This is a genomic window from Mycobacterium persicum (assembly GCF_002086675.1).
GTDB classification, from domain to species: Bacteria; Actinomycetota; Actinomycetes; order Mycobacteriales; family Mycobacteriaceae; genus Mycobacterium; species Mycobacterium persicum.
The window spans coordinates 1-817 of record NZ_MVIF01000273.1 but is presented as its reverse complement, the minus strand read 5'-3'; the positions used below and the strand labels follow the sequence as shown (position 1 = coordinate 817).

At 58.3% G+C, this 817-nt stretch carries 1 protein-coding gene; it reads left to right on the top strand.

Features of this window, described 5'->3' with window-relative positions:
• Nucleotides 1–96: 96 nt before the first annotated feature.
• A partial coding sequence (locus tag BST40_RS28335; protein WP_208618955.1) for a hypothetical protein occupies nt 97–817 on the top strand: 721 nt, incomplete at its 3' end.

Sequence of the window (817 nt, the reverse complement as noted above, 5' to 3'; positions counted from 1 at the left end):
TTCTGGCGCGGCACCGGCCAGGGCCTCATCGCCGCCGACTACACCCTCACCATCCCCAACATCCCGCTCACCCTCGGCGGCGGCGGCGTATTCGAATTGCCCATCACCGGCCAGATCACCGGCCTGACCGTGCAGTCATTCATGGTGCACGGGATCGGCGACAGCAATACTGGCATACCGCTGAACCTTCAGCTCAATGTGCTCGGACAACAGACCGATGAGGTCGGCGTCCACGTTCACATCCCGGTGATCGACAAGAACGTCACCATCCCACTACCGCCCCTGCCGATCAGTTTGGGCATAACCGTCGACAATCAGATAGGTGCAATCCTCGTCCCGCCAATCACCATCAATCCGATTACGTTTAATGATGTTGTGGTGGGTGGTGATACGACGTCGTTGTCGGCGGTTGTGGCGGGTGGTATTGGGCCGGTGACGATTCCGGTGTTCCAGTTGGCGGCGGCTCCGGGTTTTGGGAACGCGACGGGTGTGCCGTCGTCGGGTTTCTTTAATTCGGGTGTGGGTGGCGGCTCGGGTTTCGGCAATAGTGGTAGTGGTGTGTCGGGTTGGTGGAATGTTGGGTCGCTGAGTTCGGGTTATCAGAATTTGGGTAATCTGGTGTCGGGTTTCATCAACAAGGGTGAGTTGCTGTCGGGGATCAACAACAGCAATATGTTGGGTCTGTCGACCTCGGGTGTGGGTAATGTCGGGGACAACGTGTCGGGGTTGTTCTTCCAGGGCGCCGACCGGATGAGTATTTTTAATGCGGGGTTGGCGAATGTGGGGGTGGGCAATGTTGGGTTTGGGAGTGTGGGTG